The following is a 10,383-nucleotide window of genomic DNA, read 5'->3' as shown; positions in this document are numbered from 1 at the left end:
AGGAACCTATTGTGGCAGCACCTAACGATCCGGATAATATTAAATTGATGTCGGAATGTGCGGGGGATAAAATTGATGAAGTGTTTATCGGTTCCTGCATGACGAATATCGGTCACTATCGCGCTGCTGCAAAAGTATTGGAAGGTGCAGGGCGAGTCAAAGGTGTATTGTGGATATGTCCTCCGACTCGGATGGATGAAAAACAATTGCGCGAGGAAGGAATGTATGGCGTGTTTGCTGCTGCTGGTGCGCGGACGGAAATGCCTGGATGTTCTTTGTGTATGGGAAATCAGGCAAGGGTTGAAGACGGGGTGACTGTGTTCTCGACTTCCACACGGAATTTTAATAACCGCATGGGTAAAGGTGCTCGTGTGTATTTGGGTTCTGCTGAGTTAGCAGCGGTTTGCGCGTTGTTAGGTCGGATACCTAGTGTGGATGAGTATTTGGAGATTATGAAAGAGAAAGTCGATCCGTTCGCGGGCGATTTGTATCGGTATTTGAATTTCGACCAAATTGCTGGTTTTGAGGATGAAGGGCGAGTGATTCCTTTGGAAGAGATGCCGAAAATTGAGGATATTTTGGGGATGCCGGTTGGTGTTGGGAAGTAGTTCAACAATTAATAATGAATAATTAATAATTAATAATTACCTCTTCTTTTCAAGGAGAAGATTGACTAAAAGGAAAATTTTTTCTTCTCTTGGTCAATTCGATATGGCGAGGTCTCCTCACCATCCCACCCTATGGGAATCTCCGAAGACCGACCGCTTTTTTATCCTTTAAATGAGAGGCTTTAAACCTTAATTATTCGGTAAATTAAGTGAGTTGAGGGTGGGTTAATTCCCGCCCTTTCTTTTGAAATTGAAGCAGTATAATGAAGTAGTATTTTTCCACAAAATTTAAGAGAAATATGGCACTAAAAAAGACTAGACATTCAACTATAATACCTGAAACTCCTGAAGCACTTTTCCGCGACTTGAGAAATCGTAAAATAGAAGGTCTTCTTTCTCATCAAGCAGACATATTACGAGAATATCAAAACGAAAAAACTTTGAACAAATCTGATGTAGCTGTTTTGAACAAATCTGATGTAGCTTTGCAACTTCCTACTGGCAGTGGTAAAACTCTAGTAGGACTTTTAATCGGGGAATGGCGACGACGAAAGTTTAAGGAAAAAGTAGTATATCTTTGCCCTACTCGTCAATTAGTTAATCAAGTAGTTGAGAAGTCTATTAATGAGTATGGAATCAAAGCAAAAGCTTTTACTGGAAAACAAAAGGAATATGATTTTAGAATCAAGACAGAATATAGCCGTGGAAAAACTTTAGCTGTTACTACATATAGTAGTCTATTTAACACCAACTCATTTTTTCAGGATGCAAATCTAATTATATTAGACGATGCTCATGCTGCCGAAAACTATGTCGCTAAATTTTGGTCAATATTAATTGAGCGAAAAAAACATGACTCACTTTTCAAGAATATTGTATCGTTTTTAAGACCAATTATTTCAGAATCAGACTATTCAAGATTTTTTAAAGAATCTCCAGATATATCTGATAAAAGCTGGGTTGAAAAAATTCCTACATCATATTTATATGAACTAATACCAGAGTTAACTGAGCTATTAGATAAAGATACTTCCGATCAAATCAAGTATCCCTGGTCTGTATTAAGAGATCATCTTTTTTCCTGCCATATATATTTGAGTTTTAACGCTATCTTAATTAGACCCGTAATACCTCCTACTAAAACCCATAAACCATTCTCACAAGCAAAACAACGTTTATATATGTCTGCAACTTTAGGAGAAGGGGGAGAAATAGAGCGTCTTTTTGGAATAGAAAATATTTTTCGTTTAGCAGTACCAGAAGGTTGGGATAAGCAAGGTATTGGTCGTCGTTTTTTCTTTTTTCCTGAAAGCTCGCTTAATGAAGAATCATCCTTAAATTTAGTAATGAAAATGCTCCGTTCAACTCCTCGCTCTCTTTTCTTAGTTCCAGATGATGAGCAAGCAAAGAAAGTAAAAAATAAGATTAAAGAGCAGACAAAACACCAAATATTTGAAAGTAAAGAAATTGAAACTTCTAAACAAGATTTTATTTCCAAAGATGGAGCCGTTGCTGTTCTAGCAAATAGATATGATGGAATCGATCTACCAAAAGATGAATGTCGGTTACTAATAGTTAAAGATTTGCAGCGAGCTACAAATATTCAAGAAAAATTTTTAGTTACCCGTTTGTGTGCTGCTGTAATTTTCAATGACCGAATTATAACTAGAATGGTTCAAGCAGTGGGACGTTGTACAAGGTCTGATACTGATTATTCAGCAGTAGTGATATTAGGAGATGAATTAAAAAACTTTTTGATTAGTCCTGACAAACAAAAGTTTTTACATCCTGAATTACAAGCGGAAATTGAATATGGAATTGAGCAATCTAAAGAAGAAGAAGAAACATATTTTGCGGAAATTGAAGATATAATTGAGCAATCTAAAGAAGAAGAAGAAAAAGAAAGGAATTTTCTTGAAAACCTTAATATTTTTTTAGAACATGGAGAAAAATGGAATCAAGCTGAGGAAGAGATAATCTCTCATAGAGGAGCATTAAAGCAAGCTAAACTACCTGCAATAGAAAAGCTCAAAGAAACTGTTTCTGATGAAGTGAAATATCAGTATTATATTTGGCATCGCAATTTTGAAGAAGCTCTAGCTAAGTGCGAAAGTGTTTTTAGTCAGCTTAATCAGGCAAATGATGAAGAGCTTAGAGGTTACATAGCTTTTTGGTACTATCTTGCAGGAAGTGCTGCATGGATGGGGGCAAAAGATGGAATTACCTCTATGGAAAGTAAGGCAAGAGATTATTTTAAACGTGCTGCTAAAGTTGCTCCAGAGGTTACATGGTTTTCACGACTTGCTCGATTGTCACTAGAAAATGATGTATCCTCTCAAGATGACACAAGACTTAGCAAAATAATAGAAGGTTTAGAGCAACAACTCATTAAATTAGGGACAGGAAATAGTACAAAATTTGAGAAAGAGGTAAAGACAATTCTTGATAATCTAAATCCACCAATGACAGATCGGCAAAATCTGACAGATAAGCAACGTAACGAAAGAAGTAAAAAATTTGAAAATGCTCATCAAAGGTTAGGAAAACTGTTAGGTTATGACTCAGGTAACTCTACAAGTAATAGCGCTTCCGATCCTTGGTGGATTGCTGGAGATGATTTATGTATAGTTTTTGAAGACCATTCAGAGGCAAGTACAGAAACCATTGGATCTAACAAAGTTAGAGAAGCAGCATCACATCCAAAGTACATTAAAGAAAATAAAGATATCTTTCTATCTAAATCAGCAGATATTATTCCAGTTATGATTACACCTTGTACAAAAATAGAACCTGATGCTAAACCTTATACAGAAGACGTATGTTACTGGAATTTAGAAGAATTTAGAAAGTGGGCGACTAATGCAATATCTATAGTCAGAGATTTAAGACGCAGCTTTCCAGGAGAAGAAAATCTTGACTGGCGTAAACGTGCTATTCAAGCTTACCAAGATGCAGGAATTGACCCCTCCTCTTTGCTAGAAAAATTACGGCAAAGTAAGTTGCGCGATTTACCCTCTGATTAAAATTGTAGGAGGTTTATTGTCCTAATTTATAGCAGTCGAAGCCAAGATTAGGACAACCCTAAATGCTGAAATTTATCAGAGATTACTTCTAACTTCTGACTGACGTTTAGGACTATACTTCGACTGCTATAGTACTAGACTTTTAATTCTTAAAATAGCAGTTAATTATGCCTTATATTATTACCAGCTTAACTGCTGAATCTAACTACAAACTGCGTCTTATTTATTCTGATGGTAGTTAGATTATTGTAGATTTTCAACCTATTATTAACCAAGGTGGAGCGTTTCCCCCTTTATCCGATCCAATTTTTTTTCACAAGTAAAATTAGGAGAGGGTGGTAGATATATTGAGTGGGATGGAGGAATAGATTTTTCTGAGTTAAGCTTTATGGTTTGAAGCACATCCTAATGATAATCCTTTGAGTCTTTCCACTATTGAATATGTGTAGAATTAGTTACGCAAGATAATTCGATGTATTTAGAGACATCATAAAACAGAACAGAAGACATGCACTGCTCAGAAATTCTCTTTTGTCAGCTAACTATTTATCTAAATGACTCTGTTATTTCTTTTTTCCTTTGATTTTTGACTTTCTCTGTTTTGACTTTTTTTGTTTTGACTTTTTCTTTTTAACTTTTGCCCTCTGCTCACTCACCTCTGGTGGCGGACCATAATCTCCATCACTGAAATATACTCGCTCTACTATATGTTGTGGTTCTACTTCTATCCACAGACGCGCTCCTCCGGCTTGACTTTTATTGGGGTCATGGGGTTGATAAACGATTTGGCAAGGTCCTTTTATTTTCAGGGCGTGGCAATAATCCTTTTTATCTCCCACCTTTACCGCAACTACTGGATGAGAAGCTTCATTGTCTCGGTTATAGTCAATAGTCTTTCGTAGAACATGAACAAAAGTATTGCCAGAGCGTCGATTCTTGTTCCAAGTACCTTCCGGACCACGACGACCTGGTTTAATTTCTGGCATTCCCCTAGAATTAAGGGGAATCATCCAAAGTCTTCCGACTTTTTCAGCATCTGTAACACGACCTTGATTCAGTAGCTCCCGCAATCGACCGGTAGAGATATTGAGTAAAAAAGCCGCTTGTGTAGTAGTAACTAAAGGTTCAGTAGTAGTAACTAAAGGTTCAGTCATAAGTACAACGTTGGGGTTTTTAGATTTTAGATAAACTATAATATCTTTATATTAGATAACTTTTAGTTTAGCATGGCAAGAAAAATCAAAAAGTGGTAAGCAAATACACAACATTAATTACACACTTAGCCAAATCGCCCACTTCCCAATAGAGACCAATAATGTTACTTGATAGGAATATCATTTAAATAGTTTTCTTATGATGTCACCTCTTGCCATTTGTTTTAATCTAATAGAAACAATCAGGGTTAATTCTGTGGCAGAATTTGAGGAGGTAATTTCAGACAATTCCTCTGGAAAAAATTAGTAATATCGGGGCTTATGCTTTCCCAACAAAGAAACCGGGTTTATTCCTTGATTATTCTCTCTTAAGCCACCAATTTTAGTTGGATAAACCCGGTTTTTGCTTCGTTCTAAATAATAAAATAACAAGGAGAAAAGTAGGCGATAGGTATACCTAAAACTAAATGGATATGACATCTTCTAAAATATCTTTTAAAGTAGCCAACCATTGTTGACAAGGTTCGTCAATAGGTGCAATATTGCGACGTTTCTGTGCTATTGATTCAGTATAAGCAATTAACCATGCACCTGCTAACTTTTCTTCTGTTAATAAACCATCTTTTATTGCTTGATTAAATTTGTTTTGAATCCAATCTATAAATGTCAATATTTCCAAAGAAATTCCAAATTCTTCTTCTAATTCCTGACAACGAGATATTAACTCTGATTGTCGCTGGAGTTTAACACTTGTCACAAAACCAGCTAATTTAACATGAGAATGACTCAATAATTTATCAGCTAACTCTTCAATTTCATCTCGTAAATAAGCCTTACCATATTTTGCATCCCAAGCTTCAATAATATTACCCTTTTCTAATATTTCAATATCGCCAATATTGCCATGTTTCTTATTAGCAGACCGCATTTGCGATCAAGGCTTAAGTTCACAATCTGGAAATAGTTGATTTTCTTGCATTGCCTGCATAAGAGTATGTATAGCAATTTCCATAATCCGTGCAGCATAATCAGATTCTTCTATATGTCTCCATATCAAATTAGTAATAATTTTCTGATTGATAGCTTCACTTGAATCTAAAAAATTTTGAACATAATCAAGAGTTTCTGTAGCTAATTTTTGAAATTCTCTAGCATTATTGAGTAATTGCGATATTAAATAATGTAGAGCATTTTTTGAGTCTATTTGATTTTCTTCAATTAATTCTACAAGAGTAAGCCACTCCAGACGCGCTCCTCTAATATTAGCTTTATAAACAGGTGAATAAGAATAATTTTATGCTAAACTGCGCGTCATCATAAATCCATCTGCATTTAGTTTTAATAATTCGTATTTGCGCAAAATAGGAGTAATATATTGTTTGTCTAAAGAACGCATTGGTATTCCTTCTTGCCATGAAAAAGCATTTCTATTTGTACTGCTTTTATGTAGTCTAATACTTTGTGTCGGTTCAAGACTTTTTACACACAACTGTAAAATTGTTAAACCAACTAATGCTCTACCAACTTCACTGGTAACTGAATTAACAAGTTTATTCAAAGTATTTATTTGACTTTGTTCAAGTTGAAATCCATCACTCATAACATTGCGATCACGACAAGCAATAAGCAATAATTTCCTTTTCTAAGTAATTATTTGCCAGTTCCTGAGTTATTTTCTGATATCTGATTCTAGCTTAGTCGCTCATTTTACCGAAAAGAGAAATTGTGGTCTAAATCCTTCCCTTTTAAGGGAATAGAAAAAAGATAATTTCGTATTTCAAGCCTCCTTATTGTAGAGGTACTGATAACTGTTAACGCAGTTCCGACGATATGAGGCTAACTGATAACTGATAACTGAAATAACCTTCTCAAAAAATCTGTTTTTTGCCATTTATTTGTACCAGTTCACTTTTATCTTTAAAGACTCTTAAATATAAATCGCTCATTATAGCAATCCTTAATTAGGTAGTAATATTTTAAATTTTTAAATCCTATTTGCGCTTGGGTTTAAAGACCAGGGTTTGGAGACCAAACCCCTACAGTTTTTTTCAAAAATTATTTCATAACGCTGTACATTTTCCTAAATTTTTTCTGAATTGCACACTTTTAAGTGTCAAAGTAGGAAAGCTGTAGGGAATTAAATATTCTCCTCGAATAATTTGAGGATTTGTATTGTGATTCCTAACTTCATAACCAATTTTTCGTAAACATTGGAGATAGTCAAAAATATCCTCAACATTTACTCCCCATAAAAATGCTAATTCTTGAGCAGATAATTGAGTTTTTACTCCTACACCTCTAATAATAAATTCAACTATTCGCCAAATAGAATTAGTCTTTAACTCCATAGAAAAATTCATTGTCATTTTAATCCTTGGTTGATACTGATAATATCCAGATAATTGAACTAAATCTGCTTTACCCGTTATTTGTCTCAACTTTTCTTCAAAAGCTTTCCATAATCCTGTAAATACTTCCAAATTCCAATCCCGAGCAATTAACTTTACTCTCTCTGTATTTAAAACCCAATCTTGAGAATTTGCTACAGGTATTATATCTATAGAATATAAACTTTTTTTCTCTTCCAACTGACTAATACCTGCATATATTAACCAACAAGTTTTCCGTAAATCATAACTCATGTAAATTTTTACAGAATTGTTTTTTGGTAAATCATACCAGCCAAAATCTGTAGACAAAAACTTTTCTATATTCTTTTGATTTACATAACTATTTATTGGTAGAGATACAGCTTGTAATTTCTCTAAAGATTGAACAGATAATTTAGCGATCGCTTCCTGAGCTTTTTCTGCATATCTTTTTGTCAACTGACGCTTTCGTTGTCTAAATCCTAATTTTTGAGTTGGAGATAAATATTGCAGATAAAATGGTAACTTAACTCCCATAACTTGCTCCAAAATACTCAATGCTAAAATCCTTCCTAATTGTGGTGGTACAGAATTACCTATTTGTTCTATACAAACCGAACGATTACCAATAATTTCATAAACATCAGGAAATGTTTGAAGTCGTTTTAATTCTGCTATTGAAAACCGTCGATTTTCCCAACTAAAAGGTCCGGTATATTGTCCTCCTTGTGCCTTAATAGTTCTAACTGGCATTTCTGGATCTGCTTTATAAAGAAAATCAGAAAACTTAGAACGCCAACTGAAAATTGGCTCAGGATGACCCATTTTCTCCGTGTAAAAACTATAATTTAATCCTGGTGGTATATCTTTTAAAAGATGCCCATATTTACCTTTAATTCCTAATTCTTTTTCTGAAACATTAATATCTTTTATTGCTGCTAATGCTGTATAAAAAGGTTCTTGATTAACAGAATCAGGTCCATGAGTTGGAGCAGGAAATAAATAATTTCCTTTTTTTAATCCAACAATAAATAGTCGCTCTCGATGTTGTGGTACACCATAATCTGCTGCATCAAGTATGCGATGGTAAATTGCATAACCTGCTTCTTGAAATGCTATTTTAATTTTTTGCCATGCTTTGCCATTTTCAGCACCAATAATTCCATAAACATTTTCAAACAAAAATCCTTTTGGTTGTAGTTTTTTTAAGATGCGTACATATTCATAAAATAACGTTCCTCTACTATCATTTGTTCCAGAAACACCAGATGCTCTTCTACCTGCTGCTGAAAATGTTTGACATGGCGGACCCCCAATAATAAAGTCTATTTCTAATTCTGGAGAAGGAAAATATTCAAGAATATTTATGCAGAGAGGTTCACTGTTTTCTAAGTATTTTGCTGGTTGAGAATTTACTTCTAAAGTTTTAGTATATTTTGCTTCTAATTCGACCATTTTAACTATTTGAAAACCGCAATCATGGAAGCCAATATCTAGTCCACCACCACCTGTAAATAAACTTAGAGTTTTAATAGGAGAATAGGAATTTTTTGTGAACCAATTATGAATTGATATACCAAATTTATCAGGCCAACCAGGATGATTTTTTATATTTAAAGCTGTTAGCATTTCTCTAAATTGCGAATTTCTATTTAGTTGGGTATTTGGTATATTTAGGGGTAGAGATAGTTGTTGCATTCTATAATTTATTAAAAAAATAATATTACGTTATTATAACATAAATAATAATTCTTTAAATCTTTCTACTACCAAATATGTGTAGAATTTAGTTATGACAAATATAAAACTGTGACACAAAATCAAAATACCCTACCACTAAATCAAATTCTTTTAACAGACTGCATTAACTTACTAAAAAGTCTTCCCGATGAATCTGTTGATTTAGTAGTTTCATCGCCTCCCTACAATTTAGGAAAAGAATATGAAGCGAGAAAAGCCTTGGAAATTTATCTCGAAGAACAAACTATTATTCTGCAAGAATGCACTAGAATTCTCAAAAATACAGGTTCTCTATTTTGACAAGTAGGCGCTTTTTCAGATAAAGGAATTTTAATACCTCTAGATATACGCTTTTTTACCATCCTAGAATCCTGCGGTTTAATTCCTAATGATAATCTTTTGAATCTTTATACTACCGAATTTGTATAAATTGTTTGAGAATATTTTGACCTAGTTAGCAAGTGAAGATAAGTAGTTATAGATAGGTAAGTTGAGGGTAGGCGATCGCTCACCCTTTTAAGGTAGTTGCTAAGTTGGCAATAGCTAACGAACTCTACCCCTCTGAGCAATACTATTTCTGAGTTTGTTGTAGAGGTTAACTTCAGAATTAGAATGTCTAATTGACGTTACTAAAGCATATCTTTGTACTTCTATGTCTTCTATTCTAGCCCACTTTATATTACAAATTACGACTAAGTACATAGACTTTCCGTTGTACTTCCAACTTCTACTTGATATTTTTATTGAGCCTTTCTGAAGAGTTCCTTTCTTTCTAATATTAACCCCTGGCAAAAGATTTATTTCAATACTTGAACCATATTCCTTTTTTAAATTTTCCATTGATATTTCTGTTAAATTATTATTTTTATCTTCTTCAGTTGCTTTGAAAAATGCTCTTTCTATTTTTTCGCGTTCTACATTTCTGAAAAGGTGAAATTCCATAGTTATTCCTAAATAAGAATCTCCTCTAGTATGACGAGTAGGAGGATCGAAAGCTAAGGTAACAGAGATAGTTCTATTTCCCTTCAACTCGAAAAATTCAGGAGGAATGGGAGGTATTTCATAAATATGAAACCTACCCACAGGTATTTGTCTATTATCTTCTAATAAAACTACTCCATTTTCAGTTGAATATGCAGCTTTTTCAAAATTTGCTTGCCCATATCCATATACCTGTAATTGTTTATCTTTATCATCCTTAAAATCATCAGGAATTTCTTCAGGAATATCTGCTGAATCAGCAATTAATGCTCTGATTAAATTAGAGGAAGCATTGGGAAATTTTGTAAACAACCGAGCTGCTAAATTAGCGACACGAGGAGCAGCAAAACTGGTTCCACAATATGCTCTAAAAAGTGATGATGAACCTTGAAAATTTTTGTTTAATGTCAGAATTGAAACGCCTTTCTCATTGTCAATAATTCGACTTCTATCTAAAACAAAATCTCCTCCAAAATCAACTAATTCAGGTTTAACCATCCCATCTACA

9 protein-coding genes are annotated in these 10,383 nt (G+C 34.0%); 3 read left to right on the top strand and 6 right to left on the bottom strand.

From position 1 onward, the window contains the following. A partial coding sequence (locus F6K22_RS18625; protein WP_293100898.1) for an aconitase family protein occupies window positions 1-608 on the top strand: 608 nt, incomplete at its 5' end. A gap of 299 nt (window positions 609-907) precedes the next feature. Beyond that, a complete protein-coding gene (locus F6K22_RS18620) occupies window positions 908-3,631 on the top strand; it encodes a DEAD/DEAH box helicase (RefSeq protein ID WP_293100895.1) in 2,724 nt (907 codons plus the stop codon). A gap of 563 nt (window positions 3,632-4,194) precedes the next feature. On the opposite strand, the gene F6K22_RS18615 is transcribed toward F6K22_RS18620, so the two are convergent. The 5 genes from F6K22_RS18615 to F6K22_RS18595 all read right to left on the bottom strand — a co-directional run bounded on the left by F6K22_RS18615 (window position 4,195) and on the right by F6K22_RS18595 (window position 8,783). Next, a complete protein-coding gene (locus F6K22_RS18615; RefSeq protein WP_293100892.1) occupies window positions 4,195-4,785 on the bottom strand; it encodes a DNA-binding protein in 591 nt (196 codons plus the stop codon). A gap of 463 nt (window positions 4,786-5,248) precedes the next feature. Further along, window positions 5,249-5,713 (bottom strand): hypothetical protein, encoded by a 465-nt coding sequence (locus F6K22_RS18610; RefSeq protein ID WP_293100889.1) that lies wholly within the window; start codon window positions 5,711-5,713, stop codon window positions 5,249-5,251. A 6-nt stretch (window positions 5,714-5,719) separates the two neighbouring features. Continuing rightward, the gene (locus F6K22_RS18605; RefSeq protein WP_293100886.1) at window positions 5,720-5,842 is read right to left on the bottom strand and encodes a hypothetical protein; all 123 of its coding nucleotides are present in this window, start codon (window positions 5,840-5,842) and stop codon (window positions 5,720-5,722) included. A gap of 237 nt (window positions 5,843-6,079) precedes the next feature. After that, the gene (locus tag F6K22_RS18600) at window positions 6,080-6,385 is read right to left on the bottom strand and encodes a hypothetical protein (RefSeq protein WP_293100883.1); all 306 of its coding nucleotides are present in this window, start codon (window positions 6,383-6,385) and stop codon (window positions 6,080-6,082) included. Between the two features lie 460 nt (window positions 6,386-6,845). Beyond that, window positions 6,846-8,783 (bottom strand): DNA cytosine methyltransferase, encoded by a 1,938-nt coding sequence (locus F6K22_RS18595; protein ID WP_293100880.1) that lies wholly within the window; start codon window positions 8,781-8,783, stop codon window positions 6,846-6,848. 180 nt (window positions 8,784-8,963) lie between these two features. Between F6K22_RS18595 and F6K22_RS18590 the strand changes: the two genes are divergently transcribed. Beyond that, on the top strand, window positions 8,964-9,194 hold the full coding sequence (locus F6K22_RS18590) for a DNA methyltransferase (RefSeq protein ID WP_363273863.1): 231 nt from the start codon (window positions 8,964-8,966) through the stop codon (window positions 9,192-9,194). A gap of 243 nt (window positions 9,195-9,437) precedes the next feature. Here the strand turns inward: F6K22_RS18590 and F6K22_RS18585 are convergent. Then, on the bottom strand, window positions 9,438-10,383 hold a 946-nt coding region (locus F6K22_RS18585; protein WP_293100877.1), incomplete at its 5' end, for a S8 family serine peptidase.

Origin of the sequence: Okeania sp. SIO2F4 (genome assembly GCF_010672385.1) — a bacterium.
Classification (GTDB): domain Bacteria; phylum Cyanobacteriota; class Cyanobacteriia; order Cyanobacteriales; family Microcoleaceae; genus Trichodesmium.
This window is presented reverse-complemented; position numbering and strand designations above follow the sequence as displayed.